Origin of the sequence: Pseudomonas sp. NPDC087614, assembly GCF_044743485.1 — a bacterium.
GTDB lineage: Bacteria > Pseudomonadota > Gammaproteobacteria > Pseudomonadales > Pseudomonadaceae > Aquipseudomonas > Aquipseudomonas baetica_A.
Map to the genome: position 1 here is coordinate 23,201 of NZ_JBIUWN010000053.1, position 18,581 is coordinate 41,781.

The following is an 18,581-nucleotide window of genomic DNA, read 5'->3' on the forward strand; positions in this document are numbered from 1 at the left end:
TGATGGCAAGTCGTGACCGGGGTGGCTCGAGAAATGTCCGGGCAAAAAAAATCGCAGCCTGCGGCAGTGGCTTGGAAAAGTCATCCCAAGGCGTTGCCGCAAGCTGCGATCTTTTGACGTTCGCGGTTAATCCGTGCCGTATTTCGGCGAACGTGGGCCGTACAGCAGGCCTGCCGGGTGCCCGGCTGACAACAGACGATTGCTCGCCACACCGGCAATCGGGTAACCGGCATCGGTCGAGCTGTTGATGATCTGCTTCACTGCCGCCGTGATCAGCATGCCGATCAGGCCACCGCCGCCGTTATTGTTGCCCTCTTCGCTCGACGCCCGAGCGGAGCCGGTCCACAGTGTGATGCCGGATTTCAAGTCGACCAGTTTCGCCGTCGCAGTGACTGCGGTTTCGCTGCTGATCACCATGTAACGCGTACCGTACTCGGTCACGGTGATGTACAGCGCCGCATCCGCACCAAAGATTTCCTTGAGCTTGTTGGGCGGTGCCTGATGGATATCGTCTGGCGTGGTCAGGCCGTTCTGACGGAACGTCTCATCAACCAGCGCGATCGGCAGTACGTAGTAACCGGCTTCCGCCAGCGGGAACGTCACTTGCGACAACAGGCTGTACGACGCCTTGACGTCCGGCGAGGTGTTCAGCGGCGGCAGCACCAGAATGCTCTTCGGGCGCGCTTGTTTGTACGCCGAATAATCCACGGTCTTGGGTTTTACACAGCCACCAAGCATGCTCAGCGCCAGCACGCCCACCAGCAGCTTCACCGCACGCGGGATCATTTCGCATCTCCGGTCTTGGCGTTTTTAAGCAGGAAATCCATGTACGTGCCGGACTCTGGGAACAGGGTCTTTTCGGTACGGAACTGCTGCACCATCTGATCGTCTTTGCCCATGCTCAGGTACAGCAGACCGAGGTGCGCGTGGTATCCCGGTGGCACGGCCTTACCCGTGGAACGGATCTTCTGCAAATCGGCTTCCAGTGCTTCTGCCTGGGCTTCTTTCGGTGTTTCGCTCTTGAAGTACTCGTAGACCTGGGGTTCGTAGCCTTCCCACTGGTACAGGGTTTGCGGGCTGCTGCAACCGGCCAGCAGAGCGCTGGCGGCCAGCGTCAGGGCCATCAGCGACCGCGACAAAGTCAAATTCATTGGATGTTGCTCCTTGCAGTGGGCGTCAATCAGTTGCCCGGTTTCCAGGCACCGGCGTTCATGCCATCAACCAGACGATTGATCGCCTCGCGCATGGCCAGATCCAGGACTTTGCCGTTGAGGGTGGAGTCATAAGCAGCGGTGCCGCCGAAACCGATGATTTCGCGGTTGGACAAGGCGTACTCGCCGGCGCCCTGGGTCGAATAGACCACTTCGGAGGTGCTGATGTTGACGATATTGAGGTTGACCTTGGCGTAAGCGATCTGGGTCTTGCCACGACCAAGAATGCCGAACAACTGGTGGTCGCCAATCTCTTTGCGACCGAATTCGGTGACGTCACCGGTGACCACATAATCGGCGCCTTTGAGACGCTGAGCCTGGCCCTTGATCGCGGCTTCCTGCTGGATTTCGCCCATGTTGTCGCGATCGAGCACGGAGAAACGGTTGGTCTGCTGCAAATGCGTGATCAGGATGGTCTTGGCCTGACCGCCGAGACGGTCGACACCGTCGGAGAAGATCCCGCGCATGTAGCTGGAGCGATTATCAAACTTGCCCACCGCCATCGGCACGCGAACGCCAGTCCAGACTTGAGTGGCGCTTTCTACCTTGGCCACCGGCAGCGCGCGGGAGCTTTCGGTGGCGCAACCGGCCAGCGTGCCGGCGATGGTGCCAAGCACGGCGATTGCAACGCCTGAGACCAGCATCCGGGAGATCATTCTCACTGAATATTCCTTCTTGAAAAACGGTGTGTCCCGGCACGGTAACGTGATGGGGCGCGGAAAAGGGGCCGCATTATGACAAAGTGCCATCATTGATGACAGATTTTTTTGACGCCAATGAATTGGCTTTCCGATTTCAACTCCCTCAGAGTCTTAGGGGGTTGTCAACTGTCAGGAATGACAGTTTACGAGGGGCTATTACAGGCATAGGTTGAGGTTGTCGTTGAACACTCTTCATATTGATGGCACTCGCTGCCCAGGAGCTTCACATGTTGACGGAACACCTTCTGCCCCAAACAAAAACCAATCCTTCCTCCGGCACCGTATCTGCCGATGTTCAGGGTGAGCCGACGTTCAATGCCGATGGCTTCAATTTCGCCTACGACTACTACACCACGGATAAAAAACTGCGCCTGACACTCAGCGCCGTTCAGACGATCGAGGATGATCAGGGAAACAGGGTTATCAGAGGCATAGAAATGGTCTTCAATTCCGACATCGTCAGTGGGACCCACGCCATCAAGGACGGTAACTTTTCTGCAACGTGGTGGACAATGAGGGCCGAAGGAGACGACACCTTGTTCCATACGTATAACGCGGACGACGGATCAGTCGCTCTGTCTTTTGATCACGATCAGGAACTCTACGAAGGCAGTTTTACCTTTGAGTCCAAAGGGCCGGGGTCTGCCAGCGCAATCATCAAATCGGGCAGTTTCTCGATCCAGGGTCGGGATAACTTCACGCTCTAAAAAAGGGTTGCCGCTTTGTGTGGAGCTGCCGAAGGCTGAGATCTTTTGATCGTTTTTTAGATCAAAAGATCGCAGCCTGCGGCTGCTTGTACAGGGTTTGGTGTTCCGGCAGGGATAAAGTTGATCAATGAAAGTCGCGGCTCTGCACGCGGATGCCGTTGAGCAACGGGCTCAGGTCGCTCAGGCGGCCGGCGATCAGGTGGCGCACTTCGCCCTCGCGCTCCCAGCGGCCATCAACCTTGAGCAATTGCGAGCCGACCAGTACCTGGCGTTGACGCTCGGCCAGATCGCGCCAAACCACCACGTTGACGTTGCCGAACTCGTCTTCCAGGGTCACAAACGTCACGCCGCTGGCGGTGCCTGGCCGTTGGCGCCCGGTCACCAGCCCGGCAACGCTGACCGGCCGACCGTGTTCGACGTCGAGCAACTCCTGCGAACTGCGGCAACGCCGCGCCTTCAGCTCGCCTCGTAACAACGCCAGCGGATGCGGCCCCAATGTGGTGCCAACGGTCGTGTAATCGGCGTGCAGATCCTCGCCGACGCTGGGTTTTGGCAGCACCACGTCGGGCTCTTCCTGACTCGGTAGCCCGGCGAACAGCCCGAGTTGCTTCTGCATCCCGGCCACTTCCCAGCGCGCCCGATGCCGATGACCGGCCAAGCCGCGCAACGCTCCGGAATCGGCCAGCAAGGCTTGCGCTCGACTGTCGAGCCCGGCCCGTTCCCCCAGATCGGCAACATCGGCGAACGCCCCACGCACTCTTGCGGCTTCGATGCGCCGGGCATCGTCCTCGCGAAACCCCTTGATCATGCGCAGGCCCATGCGAATCGCCGGTTGTGCGCCAGTGATGGGTTCCAGGCTGCAATCCCAGTCACTGGCACGCACATCCACCGCACGGATCTGCAACTGATGCCGACGGGCGTCCTGGAGAATCTGGTCCGGGCTGTAGAAGCCCATCGGCCAACTGTTGATCAGCGCACAAGCGAACGCCGCCGGTTCGTGGCACTTGAGCCAGCAACTGGCATACGTCAACAAGGCGAAACTGGCAGCGTGGGACTCAGGAAAGCCGTAACTGCCGAAACCTTTGATCTGCTCGAAAATCTGCGCGGCGAATTCCGGCGTGTAACCGTTTTTCTTCATGCCGGCGGCAAGTCTTTCCTTGTGTGGCTCCAGCCCACCATGACGCTTCCACGCGGCCATGGAGCGGCGCAACTGATCGGCTTCACCGGGGCTGTAATCGGCGGCGACAATGGCGATCTGCATCACCTGCTCCTGAAACAGCGGTACGCCAAGGGTGCGTTTGAGCACCACTTCCAGTTCCGGCGACGGGTAGGTCTCCTCCTCTTCCTTGTTTCGGCGGCGCAGGTACGGATGCACCATTCCACCCTGAATCGGCCCCGGCCGGACGATAGCCACTTCAATCACCAGATCGTAGAACTTCGCCGGTTTCAGGCGTGGCAGCATCGACATCTGCGCCCGGGACTCGATCTGGAACACGCCGATGGTGTCGGCGCGGCTGATCATGTCGTAGGTGGGTTTGTCCTCGGGCGGAATCGTCGCCAGGCTCAGATCCAGATGGCGATGTCGGCGCAGCAAATCGAAACAGCGGCGGATCGCACTGAGCATACCGAGGGCGAGGATATCGACCTTGAGCAGCCCGACCGCGTCGAGATCGTCCTTGTCCCACTGAATGATCGTACGGTCGGCCATCGCCGCGTTCTCCACCGGCACCAGACTGTCCAGGGGCTGTTCGGAAATCACGAAACCGCCGGGGTGCTGCGACAGATGCCGGGGGAAACCGATCAGTTGCCCGGTCAGGCTCAGCACCCGGCGCAACACCGGGCTGTCAGGGTCGAACCCGCCTTCGAGCAAACGCGCCAGCGGCGGCGTTTCATCGCTCCAGTGGCCGCAGCAATCGGCCAGTGCGTTTATCTGATCCGGCGGCAGGCCCAAGGCCTTGGCCACATCGCGCACCGCGCCGGCGGCGTGATAGGTGCTGACCACCGCCGTCAGTGCCGCACGATGTCGGCCGTAGCGGCGGAACACGTATTGCAGGACTTCTTCACGGCGTTCGTGCTCGAAGTCGACGTCGATGTCCGGCGGCTCGTTGCGCTCCCTGGACATGAAGCGTTCGAACAGCAGCGTGGTGCGATCCGGGTCGATTTCCGTAATGCCCAGGGCAAAGCACACCGCCGAATTGGCCGCCGAACCACGGCCCTGACAAAGAATCTTTTGCTCGCGGGCGAAGCGCACCACGTCGTGCACAGTGAGGAAGTAGCTTTCGTAGCCGAGTTCGGCGATCAGTTCCAGCTCATCGTCGATCTGCTTGAGCACTTTGGGCTGTGGCCCTTTCGGCCAGCGCCAGGCGATGCCCTCTTCGGTCAGGTGACGCAACCAGGTACTGGCGCTATACCCCTCAGGCACCAGTTCCTTGGGGTATTGATAACGCAACTGGCCCAGGTCGAAAGTGCAGCGTCGGGCCAGGCTCACCGAGGCCTGCAGCAAGGCCGGCGGGTAGACCTCGCGCAGCACCTCGACGCTGCGCAAATGCCGCTCGCCATTGGGGTGCAGGCGTAAACCGGCCTCAGCCACCGGAACGTGATGACGGATCGCGGTCATGGTGTCCTGCAAGGCGCGCCGGCCACGGGCGTGCATGTGTACATCGCCGCTGGCCACCGGCATGATTCCCAGCTCAGCGGCCAGACTCGACAACGCCGCCAGCCGCCGCTGATCGTCCTGCCCGCGGTGCAACTGCACCGCCAGCCACAGCCGCTCGCCGAAGGTTTGCTTCAACCAGCGACCCTCTTCCCTGTCATCCACCGAGTCCGGCACCCACAACACCAGCAACCCGGGCAGCGCTTGGCTGAAATCCTCGCGCAGCACCTGGTACTGGCCTTTCTGCGTGCGCCGCCGGGCACGGGTGATCAAACCGCACAACGCCTGATAACCCTCGAGGTTCTCCACCAGCAGGACCAGTTTCGGGCCGTTGTCGATGCGCACTTCACTGCCGATGATCAGCGGCAGTTCAACGGATTTCGCCGCTTGCCAGGCACGCACTATTGCGGCCAGCGTGCATTCGTCGGTGATCGCCAGTGCCTGATAGCCGTGTTGTTTCGCCCGCTGGAACAGTTCCAGCGCACTGGACGCACCACGCTGGAAACTGAAGTTCGACAGGCAGTGCAATTCGGCATAACCATCGCTCATGCAAACCAGCCTTGCAGCCACAACGGCCCACCCTCGCCCACGGTTCGATAAGCCCAGCCTTGCTGACCGGCGCGGTTCTGGATCAGGTAATAGTCGCGGCGCACATCGTCACCGTCCCACCAGCCTGACTCGATACGCTCCGGGCCCATGAGAATCCGCGCCGAACCTTGCGGCACGCTCTGCGGTTCGCCCAGCAACCAGCCCGGACGATAGACACTGGGCAAACCTGCACAGCGTTGTTTGTCGACGCCGTTCTGCCAGGCACATTCGGGCCGGTGATCGGCCTGAAAGCGCAGCCCTTGCACCGCATCATCGCCCAGTCGTGCGCGCAGACGTTCGCGCAATTGCTCCCAGGGCAAGGTCTGCTGTGGGCGGTCGTCGAACAGTTCCTGACATTGCGGCACAAAACTCGGCAGATCTTCGGCGCGCAAACGGAAACCGCGTACCGGCGCTTCGACCTGCACTTGTTCCAGTCGCCCACGGGCCAGTTCGAAGAGCATCGCCGGATCGCGCTCGGCGCTGAGCAAGCCGACTTTGATCACTGTGTCCGGCAACCCGGCGTGTTCAAGATGCAAATCGAACCGTTGCACGCCGCTGTCGCGTCCACAAAGGAATGCCGACAGGTCAGCGGTCAGACGTCGTAACGGGAACAGCAGCGCCTGATGGGATTGCACGTCGAAATTGAGTTCAATACGTACATCGAAACGGTCCGGTGGCAGGTAGAACGCCAGCGCGAGTGGACGTGCGCCGGACAAGGTGTCGAGGTGCTTGAGCATTTGTGCCTCGAAACGCCGGGCCAGCGCCTGACGCGGCAAGCTTTGCACCTGACTGAGGTTGCGCAGGCCCATACGCGACAACGCCGTGGCTACAGCCGGCTCCAAGCCAATGCGATCGACGGGCAATTGCCCAAGGTGATGCTGCAAGGCTTCGTCGTCCGGTACCACCAGGCCGTCATAAGCATTGGCCAACACCCGCGCCGCCACCGGGTTTGGCGCGGCGACGATACGGTGACGAAAACCCAGGTCCGTCAGTTCCTTGCGCAACCGCGCCTCGAACTGCGCCCAGGACCCGAACAGGCCCAGGCTCGACTCGATCTCGAACACCACAGTACGCGGGTAATGCACGCTGACTTGCGCACTGAAACGGTAGGCCCATGCGGCCAGAAACTGCTGCCAGTGCTCGACGTCGGCAACATCATAATCCGCCGTGGCAAAGCCCTTGCTCAAGGCTTGCGCGGCGGTCATTGACTGACCGGGCCGCAGCCCGAGTTGGCGCGCCGCCGGGTTGACCGCTTGCAGCACCCGGCGCTGGGCCGGACCGCTGAGCAGCACCAATGGCTCATCGGGATCGGGACGCTGACGCAGCACCGCGTCCAACGCCAATTGCGCAAACACAATACACACCCAGCGCATGACGACCTCAGTGCCCCACGGCAAAAGCAATCGGTGCCGGGCGCGCCAGTCCGCCACGGCACTTGAGGATACGTAATTGCGCGGGTTTGGCGTCGATGGCAATCCGTAAGGCAGCGGGCGAAGGGTTGATCGCTTCGCTCAACGGCCGCCACGCAAATGCCAGGGTCTGGCCCGTTTCCGCCGCTACCTGCAAACGCCGCAACGCGCGGTCATCCGCCTTGTGCGGCCAGCACAGCACCGCACCACAACTGCCTGAACGCAGGCATTGCTCCGCCGCCCACAAGGCATCGCGCTCACTGGCCTGAATGACCGACAACTGGCGAAGATCGACCCCGGCGTTTTCCCACGCCTGGGGGTACGGCACGAAGGGCGGTGCAACCAGCACGATGCGTTCACCTGCCGCCGATAACCGCGCCAATGTCGGCCAGACCAGTTGCAGTTCGCCGACACCGGGGCCGGCCAACAGGATTTCGCTCAACGCGGCTTCCGGCCAGCCACCGCTGGGCAGCGCCGCATCCAGTGCCGCATGCCCGGTGGGTTGCGGACTGGCGGCCGGTGGCGCAGGCCGGCCCTTCCAGACCTGGCCGCCATTGAACAGCGTATCCAGCGCAATGACGGCGCCCATCAGCCTTGCCTCACCAGACCGCAGAACACCCCTTCGATGGCCAGATCCTGATCATCGCCCACGACAATCGGCCGGTACGCCGGGTTGCGCGGCAACAACCGCACCCCATCGCCGACACGTTCGAAGCGTTTGATGGTGACTTCACCGTCGAGGCGCGCCACGACGATCTGGCCATTCAGCGCCTCGGGATGGCGTCGCACGCCGACCAGATCACCATCGAGAATGCCGTCTTCGATCATTGAGTCGCCCTGCACCCGCAGCATGTAATCCGGTGTGCGAGAGAACAGCGCCGGGTCGAGCATCAAGCGGCTATGAATCTCGGCATCGGCGCCAATCGGCGCACCGGCGGCCACACGACCAAGCACCGGGATATCGAGCCACTCCGGGCGCGCCGGTTGCCCGAGCAAGCGAATGCCCCGGGCCTGATGCGGGTTGACCTCGATAAACCCGGCTTCGGTGAGCGCCAGCACATGCTTGCGCGCCACGCTACGGGAGGCAAAACCAAAAGCCTCGCTGATTTCAGCGAGGCTTGGGGGCTGACCGTGTTCGGCGATGCGTTCGCGGATAAAGGTCAGGATGGCGGTGCGGCGGGGAGTCAGATTGGTCATGGAGTACATTTGTACTCCTGTAGGATTTTCCTGACAAGCACCATCAGTCAGGTGGGTGTCGCGACAGAAAAATGTGAAACATGTGACAGGATGTTTACGATTTTTTTACTAATGTTCTTCTACAGTTACACACGTTACTGCGTGTGTTTTCTATTCATGTAGAGGAAGGTTTGACATGGCTTTGGGCAACGGACTGCGTTCACCGTCCATCACTTCTACGCGACTGGTGTTGCTGTTTTCCCTGGCGCTGGTGGCGTTGTACAACCTGGCGACCTGGAAGGCGCTGGGCACACTGATCACCCTGCAAGGCGCGTACAAACTGGCATTTTTCGCCTCTTTCGGGCTGTTTTTATGGGCCGCAATCACTCTGCTGCTGACCCTGGTGTCGTTCCGCTGGACGCTGAAACCGGTGCTGACCGTGGTCGCCCTGCTCTCGGCTTGCGCCGCGTATTTCATGAACGAATACGGGATCACCATCGACACGGTGATGATCCAGAACGTGTTCGAAACCAACCCCGGTGAAGCCACCGCGCTGTTGAGCGGCAAGCTGATGGCCTATGTGCTAGTGCTCGGCGTACTGCCGGCGGCGCTGATCTGGCGTTGGCCGGTGAGCTATCGACCGTTCTTTCGCGGCCTGCTGAACAAGATTCTGGTGATCATCGCCTGCGTGCTGGTGATCGCAGCCTCGGTGGGCACGTTCTATTCGACCTACGCGCCGATCTTTCGCGAAGAAGACAAACTCACCCACTTCATCAACCCGACCAACTACATCTACGCGATCAGCAAATACACCAAGCAACGCCTGGGCATCAAAAAGCACTTCGTGGTGCAGGCTGTCGGCGAAGACGCAGTGATGAGCGCCAAGGCTGCCAGCCGCGAGAAGAAATCGCTGATGGTGTTCGTGGTCGGTGAAACCGCCCGCGCCGATCACTTTTCGTTGAACGGTTATGAGCGTGAGACCAATCCAGAGCTGAGCAAACTGGACATCCTCAACTTCACCCAGGTGCATTCCTGCGGCACGTCGACAGCGGTGTCGGTGCCGTGCATGTTCTCGATGTTCCCCCGCGAGGATTACAGCGACAAGAAAGGCAAAACCTACGAAGGCCTGCTGGACATCCTCCAGCGCGCCGGCGTGCAAGTGCTGTGGCTGGACAACAACAGCGACTGCAAAGGCACCTGCCTGCGCGTACCGCATCGCGATATTTCGAAGAACCAGCCGGGACCGTTCTGTGACGGCAACAACTGCCTCGACGAAGCCTTGCTGGCCGATCTGCAAAGCTACATCGACAGCCTCAAGGGCCACGCGATCATTGTTCTGCATGCCGATGGCAGCCATGGCCCGGAATACTACGAGCGCTATCCGAAGGACATGGAGCGTTTCAAACCAATCTGCCACACCAACCAATTGGGCAGTTGCAGCCGTGATGAGCTGGTGAACGTCTACGACAACACCATCCTCTACACCGACCATTTCCTGGCCAAGGTGATCGAGTTGCTCAAGCGCAATCAGGATGCACTGGATACATCGATGGTTTACGTCTCTGATCACGGGGAATCGTTGGGGGAAAACGGGTTGTATCTGCATGCAGCGCCTTATGCACTGGCACCCGAGGCACAGACCCATGTGCCGATGGTGATGTGGTTTGGCAACAACACCTTGGCCAGCGAAGGCATCGACCGGGGCTGCCTGCAAGGCAAGACCGGCCAGGCGGATCTGAGCCATGACAACCTGTTTCATTCGGTGCTGGGGTTGTTCGGGGTGAAGACCTCGCTGTATCAGCCGGGGCTGGATATTTTCCACGGCTGCCGCCCGTCCATGACCGCCGCACAATAACCCGCCCCCACACCCCCCTTGTGGGAGCGAGCTTGCTCCTACAGGGGATGGTGTGTCGCTTGAGAGGTCATTGACGCTTGAGGATCTGGTCCATGACCCAGTCGGTTTTCAGGGCCTGTTCGGCCATCGCCGGGTGTTGCGAATCACCGCGAATGTGGGCGTTCATGCCCAAGACGTGGTGCCATTGGATGTGTTCGTGATGGGGGATGTCCAGGCTGACGGTTTGATCGGTATGCAATTGAACGGGATGTTCATCAAACACCGAAAAGCTGATTCGCCCCTGGCTGCCGATGATCTCGACCCGATCCTCGCGCCGATCGGCAACAAAGCTCCAGCACCCCATGCCCAACGCTCCGCTGGCGAAGCGCCAACTGGCGCTGACCGCATCTTCCGCCGCGTACAACCCGGCCTGATGCGCGGTGAAACCAGCGACATCAATGATGTCGCCGAGCAAATACTGGAACAGGTCAATGCCATGGCTGGCCAGATCGGCGAAGTAACCGCCACCGGCGACCGCCGGATCCGTACGCCAGTTGTGACGCCCATCCAGGTCTACGGAGGACGGCGCTTTGGTCAGTGTCCAGCTCAGGTGCCGCACCGCGCCGATACGCTCCTGCTCCAGCCATTGCCGCACTTGCGCAAAGCGCGGCAACGAACGCCGATAGTAGGAAACGAACAGGTGCAACCCGGCGTCGGCAAACGCCTGCTGCATCTCACGGCTTTGCCCGGCATTGAGCGACATGGGTTTTTCCACGCAGCCATGTTTACCGGCGGCAGCGACTTTCAGGCTGTAGGCGTGGTGACTGTCGGGAGGCGTGGCGATGTACACCGCGTCCACCTCGGAATCGTTGATCAGCGCATCGACATCGGTGTAGACCCGTTCGATGCTGTGGCGCGCGGCGTAATCGCTCACCGCCTCAAGACGTCGTCCCATCACCGCCACCAGCGCCGAACCGGGCGCCTTGTAAAAGGCCGGCCCGCTCTTGCGCTCGGCGACGCTGCCACAACCGATCATGCCCCAACGCACCACGTCCATTGTTGCCTCCCTGTGTCTTGACGATCAGCCGATACGCAAGGCACGCAGATCGAGGCGCCCGTCCTTGAGCGGTGGGCACCAGTAGTAGCCGCCGGTGATCGGCCGGCTGATGCGATACAGACCATCGGTGATGCCATCTTCCAGACCGCTCATGCGGCGCAGTTGCGCTTCGAAGGCATCCAGCGAAAAACCGAACGCGAGGAACATCAAACCGGCGCGATGCCCCTCGATCCACGGCATCGAGCGACGCACGACAAACGCCTCAGGGGCGAAGCTTTCCTGCGCCGTGCGTTTGACGTGGGCGGAAATGGGTGCGTCGTCGATTTCTTCGTTGTCGCTCAAGCGACGGCCCATGATGTTGTCCTTGTCTTCGGCGGACAATGTGTGAAAACCCTTGAGGTCATGCTGCCACTGCTGGATCGCCGCGAAGCTGCCACCAACCAGGCCTTCAGCGCCCTCTGCTAGCAACGCAGCGGCAATAGCCGCTTCATCGTGCGGGTTTTCAGTACCGTCTTCGTAGCCCGTCAGGTCATGACCTTCCTTGTGGCGGAAGGCTTCCTGGGCCTCTACCAGACACAAGGCCGGCGCCAGAGCGGCTTCAAAAGCATTGCAACGATTGAGCAGTTCACCACGGTCGACACCGTGCAGCCAGACCCACAGCGCGTGCTGGGTCGACGGGTTTTCCACGCCGACGCCGGTCATGGCCGGGAAACTGCGCAGGCCGTCGATTTCTACGTTGAGGGCCCTGGTCAGGGATTCACCGAAACCGACCACCACCGACTTGCCATCCACCAGATTCATCAGGTTGTCGATCGCCTGCGGCAGTGCTGCAACCGACTCAAGGGCGAAGAACAGATGACGTGCTTGCGCAGGAACAGGGGTGGCGAGAATGCCCGGCTGGTAGTAACTCATGTGAACTCCTTGGGAAAGTGCGCGGGAGTTTACCCCTGGCCAGAGGATTTGTGTGGGTTCAGATGCCGCAAAACCCTCACCCTAGTCTTGTCTCAGAGACGAAGGGCCGTTCTCAATACGCCACGCACTCGGGCTCATCCCTGTCCAGCGTTTGAACGCCCGGCGAAAGCTGCGCACATCGCTATAACCGGCCTCTTCGGTGATGCGCTCGATAGACATATCCGGATTGGCCAGCAGACTCAGGGTGCGCGCCTGCCGCACTTGCTCCTGTAAAGCTTCAAACGTCAGCGAATGCTCGGTCAAACGCCGGCGCAAGGTGCGGCTGCTCATGTTCAGGTCGCGGGCAATCTTCTCGATATGAGTGCCACAAGCAAGATCCCGGGCTATCGCCCGCTCCACGGCCTGGATCAGATCGAGCTTCTGATGCACCTGCGCGGCTTCAAGCTCCAGCAAGGCCACCGCCTGACGCAACGCCAGCGCATGATGATTGGGCAGCTTGACGTCCAGCCATTGCACATCGATCAGCATACGGTTGTGCAGGCAACCAAAGCGCACGTCCGGCCCAAGCAGGCGGTGGTACTCGCTCAGGTAGCCTGGCGCGGCATGGACAAATTGCACGGCGATCGGCTTGAAATCCGCCCCGGCCAACGCCCGACCGTACACCAGGAGGCTGGCGAAAAACTCCTCGACCGCAAACACCTGCACATCGGCGAACGGCAAGCGACATTCGGCATCGAGATGCACTCGGTCACCCACCACATCGACGCTGGACACCACAATCGCGCCGGAGGTGTGCTGATGGCGAATCCCTACGGAAAACGCATCACGCAAGGTTCTGCACAGCGATAGCACATGTCCGAGCAAACCAAGCGTGCCAAGCACGTTCTGCGCCCCGACCCACAGGCCGAGCCCCTGATTGGGCAGCACTTTGAGCGCACGCTGAATCATTGCCACAGCCTGGCGATAGGAAATCCGTTGCGCCGGATCCTGCAGGTCTTCGAGAGTAAAACCCAGACCACGGCACAGGCTCTCGGGCTCGACGCCGTTGATTTGCGCGACTTCAGCCAGGGTTTGCAGGAGGAACGGCGACACCAGCGCCAGTTCGAAGGTCGGGTCTTGGACTTTTACGTTCATGAGCGGCTGACATTCCGGATTACGCTTGATTGTTATTTTTGTTACCGGTTATGTCGAAGAAAGTTAGCACAGGGTTTATCGACTGTCCGCAGAAGCCCCCCTACGTGTCCGCCAATACCCTGCCCCGTCAGGCTCCAAGCGCTTATTTCTAGAGTGCCGGGCGTCCTGCGTGCCGGCGTTTCGCCCAAACACAATAATAATGAGGACGGATATGTACCCGAACCGCGCGACATCCCCCTTGCGCCTGGCCCTGACATTGCTGGGCTGCACCGCGACCCTGCCGGCGCTCGCCACCGAAGCCGGCGTCGACAACATCGGCCCGGGCACCGATGGCTTCTTCATGCTGCCGCTGGAGGTCGACAGCCTTGCGCAGAACATGGTCGCGTTCAACCTCTACTACAACCATTACAAGTCGACCCGACTCAACATCAGTTCACTGGGCGGCAAAGTGCAGAATGTCGAAATCGAATCCACCGCGGTGATTCCGCGTCTCGATTATTTAAGCCCGGTACGGGTGTTCGGCGGGCGCCTGGCCGGTTACATCGCCCAGCCGTGGTTGAAGCAGGAAGTCTCGGTGTTCGGCTTGAGCGACACCCGTGAAGGCATGGGCGATACCACCATCGCACCGATCATTCTGTGGGACATGGGCAAGCATCTGACCCTCGGCGCCGCCCTGGAAATCACTGTGCCCACCGGTGAATACAGCGTCGACCGGCTGGCCAACACCAGCAACAATTTCTACACCTACAAACCCATGTTCTCCTTCACCTGGCTGCCGACCGACAACACCGAAGTCTCGATGAAGACCAGCTACAGTTTCAACGAGAAGAACAAGGACACCGACTACAAATCCGGGCAGATCTTTCACTTCGATTATTCGGCCAGCTACAAGATTACCGACGACATGATGCTCGGCATCAACGGCTACTACCTCAAGCAGACCACAGACGACAAACAGTTCGGCCGCACCGTGCAGTTCGCCGGGCAGGATGTGGATGACGGCGTGCGCGGCAAGGTGTTCGCAATCGGCCCGGCACTGCACTTCACCTTTCTCAAGTACGCCAGTGCGGAGATTCGCTGGGCCAAGGAATTTGACGTGGAGAACCGGCCGGAGGGGGAAATGTTGTGGGCGAAGGTGAGTATTCCGTACGCCTTCTGACCCTGCCAGATTGCGCTCAGATGCGAACAGTACTCAGACGGGCGCCCAATAAACAGACTCATCCCGCACCAGACCGTCCGTCTGAAAGCCGCTTACCCCTGTCAGATCTGACAGTAGTCAATGAACAATCAATGGGACTAAAAGGGAATCACCCGTTTTTCCCTTTCAGGCGGCGTTGCTCATGACTTCTTTCAGATTATTTCGGCTTCCCCCGCGAAGAGATTTATCCGTCACACCGTTGCAAATCTATCCGGTGTACATCGCTGACATGACTCAGCCGGTTGCGAATGGCGACGGCGGTATCAACCTGGCAACGTTCGAAAATTCCGAGGCCGGCATATTCAGTATTATCGACCCTTACCCCGGGATGGGGGCTGGCGATGAAATCGAGGTTTTCTGGAACGACAACATCATCTTCGAACTGAAAATAAAGCCCGAAGATGTCGGTAAAAGATTGTTCTTCTTTCTCCCGACCACTGAAATCGCCCCCGGTTACTCCGAGTGTTATTGCCAGGTGACCCGTTCAGGCGAACCGCTGCCGGATAATCCCTCCCCCGTATTGACGCTGTTGGTCAAATTGAATTTGCCCGCCGGCAAGGATGAGGAGCAGCATCTTCCCTGGCACTCACACCTCGACATTGTCGGGTTGCCGCAGGATGTCATCGACAATGGTGTCAGCAAAGAATGGTCGAGCAAGGGCGTGCCCATGACCATCAAGCGCTATCGAGAGATGACGGTGCGCGATGTCATCTGGGTGCGCTGGGGCAGTGTTCTTCTGACCCCGCACGTAGTAACAGAAGCCGAGGCCGACGGCACGCAAGAAATTGTCATCACCGCGTCGCCCGGTGACATCCTGACCGCCGGCGATGGCAATTCGTTGCCGATCAGGTACGAAATCCATGATGAGGTCTGGAACTGGTGCGAGAAATGGTCGAAGGAGACTACGGTTCAGGTGGATGCCGGTGCCGCTCGCCTGGATCCGGCCATTTTCGAAGATGCCGATGATCGCGAGCTCCATCTCGACCAACTGGACCATCAGGCGACCAATCTGCTGATCCGCCTCGAAATCAATAAAGAATTCACCACGGGCGACACGATAATAATCAATGTCGCCGGTGTCGGGGGCACCGGAACAGCGCCTCGCACGCTGACCGAAGAAGTCACCGTCGGCAAGCTGCCCTACATTCTCGAGTTCCCGATCCCTTTCGCATTTGTCAGTCTCTTCGCCACCGGGACGCTTGATGGCTCCTATGTACTGCACAAAAAAAGCGATGGCTCGAAGCTCTACTCCAAACGCACCTTCGTCAAAGTGATCGGCAACCCGGCGCTGTTGCCGGCGCCGATCATTGAAGAGGTTATCGGTGCCATTTTGCCCGCCGACAGCAAAACAGCGACCGTCAGACTTGCTTATCCGAGCCTTAAAGTCGGCGACTCGATCAACGTGATCTGGGAAGGCAAGAAACCAGATGGCAGCGCCTATGAGTATGAGGAAGCGTATGACGTCAGCAATAATGATGAGCAGGCAGGCTTTACGTACATCTATGTGATGAACGAGCACATTCTCCCGTTGAACAACGGCAGCCTCAAACTCTATTACCGGGTGTACAACGATGATCCTGCCGACTATGGACTCAGTGAGTCTGACTTTCTGCGGGTCGAGGTGCGCGCAGTTCCCGCCACTCTGCCGGCCCCCGATGTAGAAGAAGCAAAAGATGGCGTGATCGACCCGACGCTGGTTTATACCCAGGCTCATGTGCTGGTCAAACCGGTCAATTGGATGAAGGGCGACACGCTGACGTATCACTGGATCGGACTCTCCGCCTTCAGCTCAACCAAAGGCAGCAGACCCATCACTGAGTTGTCGATCGACAAGACCGCGCGCTTTCGGGTGGATGTCAAATACGTCTCGGCCAATATCGGCTATACGGTCACTGTCCGTTACACCCTGCTGCATGCCGCGACGGGAAAGTACAGCTATTCGGCGCCCTTCGAGGTGATGGTTGGCATCCCCGTGGGGCTTTTGCCTGCGCCTACCGTTTTACAAGCACCCAACGGTTCGCTGAACCCGATGGATGCGCTCAACGGTGTCGATATCGAGTGCAGTTATCTCAGCATGGACGAAGCACTCGACACCCTCGCTCTGAAATGGCGGGGGACGCCCGGGGCCGGCACTTCGGAGGACCTGGAACAACCCGCTGAACCTTCCGGCATCGTCACCTTTCACCTGCCCTCCTCGTTTGTGGGTGCCAACATTCGGCGCTCGGTTGACGTCAACTATGACGTACAGCGCTATGGCTTGTGGACGCCCTCCGAAGCGCTGCCGCTGGACATCCTCGACTTCCAGGATCCGGAAAACGATCTGCCCACTCCGCATGTACCTCAGGCAGACAAGGCGGTTCTGGACTTGATGGAGTTTGTCGGCGATGCGAGGGTGCTGGTGAACGTATGGCCATTTATTGCCAAGGGCCAGCGCACGTGGCTCTATGTCGAGGGCGAAACCAGCACCGGCAGCTACCGGATCGATGTACTGAGAGATCATCAAATCAGTGACCAGCAAGTGGCTGGAGGCCTCGACGAACCCTTGCTCAGAAGTGAAATCCTGAAATTGCGGCACAGTTCTCCCGCCGTGGTGAAATGCAAAGTGATTTTCGACAACAGCACGGAAGAGACCGCTGCAATCGAGTTCCCTGCCCTGCCGCTGACTATCCGCACACGTTACGACTACGTGACCCCGGCCATCACCAGAATCCTCAATCCGCAAGGCCAGGAAATTCCCGAAGCCGGATTGACCTACGACAAGCGCGTGACGATCCATGGCACGGCGACGCGCGGTGAAAAGGTCGAGATCAGGGTCAATGGTGTTCCCAAAGGCACACCGCAAGCCACGGATCTGTGGGAGTGGGAATCTCCTGCAGACGGCCTCGTCGAAGGCCTGCAAACCATTACCGTGAAAGCCTTGTACGACGCCGATGTACCGGACGGCAATCCACGCACATTTACCATCGGCATTGCCACCAAACCCAGTATCACGGCAGTCAATGACTCCAAAGGATCGGTCACGCACAACGGCATAACTTACGACAGAGAAATCACCGTTGCCGTAATGGCAGATCCCGACCAGCGTGTGCAGCTTTATGACAAAAACGCTCCCATCGGCGACCCTGTCACTCTGGATGGTGAGGGCAACGGCTCGACAAAACTATCGACGCTGGCCCTGAAATCCTACGCCATCAAGGTACGAGCCCTTTATGGTGAACAACTGGAATCCCCCGCCCACAACTTTACGGTCACCCCCCACAAGGCCGTGACGCTGACATCGGTAAGGCACTCGGGAGGCGAGTTGAGTAATGGGGGACCTACTGTCGATACGTCGGTTGTTTTGACGGGCGGGGTCACGCCTTTGTATCAAGTGCAGATTTATGATTTGGGTGCAGCCACACATATCATCGTGTCCGCCGATGCCAAAGGAATCTGGACGACCCCCTTTGCAATCGCCCTTGGTGAACATTCGGTGTACGCCAAAGCATTGAGTACCGAGCAGATCTCCACAACGCGAACATTTCGCAGAATCCATCCAATGAGCTTCAACGAAAATCCGGTCACATTGGGTGGCAAGACCTATATTTGTGCGGGCTACCCTAACCTGTTCCCCACTCCGAATTCAGGTAACTCGATATTGCGATCAGCCACCGGGGGAACAGGAACCATCACTTACAGCACCAGCAACTCAGCGGTGGCAGCAGTTGATTCCAGAGGTTTTGTCACCGCCAGGGGGAGAGGCACAGCGACTATCACGGCCAGAGACACTGCCCAGCAATCCAAAAGCTTTACCGTAACAGTGACGAACGTCATTCTCTGTTTTGGCGGTGGGAATCCCCCGGTGTCAGGATAGTTGTCGCCTCTCCGGTTTTTCCAAAAAAAGCATATCGGGGGCGGAAAGAGACTGGTCGTGCCGTACTATTCACCTGAACGCAGAGCCGCATTACTTAAGATGCTGCTTCCCCCGCTGAACCTGTCGATGGCCGAGGTTTCCCGGCGCG

Annotated in this window: 14 protein-coding genes; 4 read left to right on the forward strand and 10 right to left on the reverse strand. The window is 59.3% G+C overall.

The features are described from left to right. Positions 1–126 precede the first annotated feature (126 nt). Genes ACIOWA_RS19080 through ACIOWA_RS19090 form a run of 3 tightly spaced genes read right to left on the reverse strand, consistent with a single transcriptional unit; the run spans position 127 to position 1,867 of the window. Complete coding sequence (locus tag ACIOWA_RS19080) at positions 127–786, reverse strand: DUF799 domain-containing protein (RefSeq protein ID WP_339432908.1); 660 nt, start codon at positions 784–786, stop codon at positions 127–129. Then, entirely contained in the window at positions 783–1,151 is a 369-nt protein-coding gene (locus ACIOWA_RS19085; RefSeq protein WP_339432907.1) for a DUF4810 domain-containing protein, read from the reverse strand. Before ACIOWA_RS19085 ends, ACIOWA_RS19080 begins: the two co-directional genes overlap by 4 nt. Before the next feature lie 29 nt (positions 1,152–1,180). Then, positions 1,181–1,867 carry a CsgG/HfaB family protein gene (locus tag ACIOWA_RS19090; RefSeq protein WP_221732772.1) on the reverse strand — a complete coding sequence of 229 codons (687 nt, stop codon included), beginning with the start codon at positions 1,865–1,867 and terminating at the stop codon, positions 1,181–1,183. 272 nt (positions 1,868–2,139) lie between these two features. Here ACIOWA_RS19090 and ACIOWA_RS19095 point away from each other — a divergent pair, with 272 nt between their 5' ends. Beyond that, on the forward strand, positions 2,140–2,619 hold the full coding sequence (locus tag ACIOWA_RS19095) for a hypothetical protein (RefSeq protein WP_401161353.1): 480 nt from the start codon (positions 2,140–2,142) through the stop codon (positions 2,617–2,619). Positions 2,620–2,743: 124 nt separating this feature from the next. Here the strand turns inward: ACIOWA_RS19095 and ACIOWA_RS19100 are convergent, their stop codons facing one another. From ACIOWA_RS19100 to lexA, 4 genes are read right to left on the reverse strand one after another with little or no spacing between them, the layout of a single operon-like run. Beyond that, positions 2,744–5,842 carry an error-prone DNA polymerase gene (locus ACIOWA_RS19100; protein ID WP_401161355.1) on the reverse strand — a complete coding sequence of 1,033 codons (3,099 nt, stop codon included), beginning with the start codon at positions 5,840–5,842 and terminating at the stop codon, positions 2,744–2,746. Beyond that, the gene (locus tag ACIOWA_RS19105) at positions 5,818–7,233 is read right to left on the reverse strand and encodes a Y-family DNA polymerase (protein ID WP_401161357.1); all 1,416 of its coding nucleotides are present in this window, start codon (positions 7,231–7,233) and stop codon (positions 5,818–5,820) included. Before ACIOWA_RS19105 ends, ACIOWA_RS19100 begins: the two co-directional genes overlap by 25 nt. Before the next feature lie 7 nt (positions 7,234–7,240). After that, positions 7,241–7,858, reverse strand: a complete 618-nt coding sequence (gene imuA, locus ACIOWA_RS19110; RefSeq protein ID WP_221732761.1) for a translesion DNA synthesis-associated protein ImuA — start codon at positions 7,856–7,858, stop codon at positions 7,241–7,243. Continuing rightward, a complete protein-coding gene (lexA, locus tag ACIOWA_RS19115) occupies positions 7,858–8,475 on the reverse strand; it encodes a transcriptional repressor LexA (protein WP_339432904.1) in 618 nt (205 codons plus the stop codon). Before lexA ends, imuA begins: the two co-directional genes overlap by 1 nt. Before the next feature lie 166 nt (positions 8,476–8,641). On the opposite strand from lexA, the gene ACIOWA_RS19120 reads away from it, so the two are divergent. Beyond that, complete coding sequence (locus ACIOWA_RS19120) at positions 8,642–10,300, forward strand: phosphoethanolamine transferase (RefSeq protein WP_401161359.1); 1,659 nt, start codon at positions 8,642–8,644, stop codon at positions 10,298–10,300. A 67-nt stretch (positions 10,301–10,367) separates the two neighbouring features. Here the strand turns inward: ACIOWA_RS19120 and ACIOWA_RS19125 are convergent, their stop codons facing one another. From ACIOWA_RS19125 to ACIOWA_RS19135, 3 genes are all read right to left on the reverse strand, one after another. Next, on the reverse strand, positions 10,368–11,336 hold the full coding sequence (locus ACIOWA_RS19125; protein ID WP_401161361.1) for a Gfo/Idh/MocA family protein: 969 nt from the start codon (positions 11,334–11,336) through the stop codon (positions 10,368–10,370). 24 nt (positions 11,337–11,360) lie between these two features. Continuing rightward, positions 11,361–12,248: a Dyp-type peroxidase gene (locus ACIOWA_RS19130; protein ID WP_339432902.1), complete on the reverse strand. Its 888-nt coding sequence runs from the start codon at positions 12,246–12,248 to the stop codon at positions 11,361–11,363. Between the two features lie 81 nt (positions 12,249–12,329). Continuing rightward, positions 12,330–13,382 carry an AraC family transcriptional regulator gene (locus ACIOWA_RS19135; protein WP_339464527.1) on the reverse strand — a complete coding sequence of 351 codons (1,053 nt, stop codon included), beginning with the start codon at positions 13,380–13,382 and terminating at the stop codon, positions 12,330–12,332. 211 nt (positions 13,383–13,593) lie between these two features. On the opposite strand from ACIOWA_RS19135, the gene ACIOWA_RS19140 reads away from it, so the two are divergent. Together ACIOWA_RS19140 and ACIOWA_RS19145 are read left to right on the forward strand one after the other, a co-directional pair. Beyond that, positions 13,594–14,541, forward strand: a complete 948-nt coding sequence (locus ACIOWA_RS19140) for a transporter (RefSeq protein ID WP_401161364.1) — start codon at positions 13,594–13,596, stop codon at positions 14,539–14,541. Between the two features lie 181 nt (positions 14,542–14,722). Continuing rightward, positions 14,723–18,433 (forward strand): Ig-like domain repeat protein, encoded by a 3,711-nt coding sequence (locus tag ACIOWA_RS19145; protein ID WP_401161366.1) that lies wholly within the window; start codon positions 14,723–14,725, stop codon positions 18,431–18,433. The last annotated feature ends 148 nt before the right edge of the window (positions 18,434–18,581 follow it).